The sequence below is a fragment of the Mesorhizobium sp. M8A.F.Ca.ET.165.01.1.1 genome (assembly GCF_004792065.1).
Taxonomy (GTDB): Bacteria; Pseudomonadota; Alphaproteobacteria; order Rhizobiales; family Rhizobiaceae; genus Mesorhizobium.
Genome location: NZ_SRTH01000221.1, coordinates 1 through 292, shown reverse-complemented (window position 1 = coordinate 292; position 292 = coordinate 1). Strand labels below are relative to the sequence as shown.

1 pseudogene is annotated in these 292 nt (G+C 64.7%); it reads left to right on the top strand.

The features are described 5' to 3' along the window. Positions 1-219: pseudogene (locus EN808_RS35840) on the top strand (hypothetical protein); the annotation flags it as partial. Between the last annotated feature and the right edge of the window lie 73 nt (positions 220-292).

Sequence of the window (292 nt, the reverse complement as noted above, 5' to 3'; positions counted from 1 at the left end):
GCGCACGGCAAAACCCTGAAGCAGCTGGCTGACGCTCTCGGCCTTGGTGGCGGGGCAAATCCTTCTCGCCGCGCACAACGGGTCGAGACCGGCGAGTCGCCGGTGGACGTACCGCTCGCCGACAAAATCGTCGCCATCACTGGCGGTCGCGTCACGCTCGAAGATCTGCACATGACGCGCCGCGAGTGGCTTGCGGCCAATTCAGAGGCCGCAGCATGAGCGCCTCAGTTGTATGCCGGTTCGGTGAACCCCATCGCGCTGATCGCTGTGGCCTTAGTCGTCTGCAGGATCG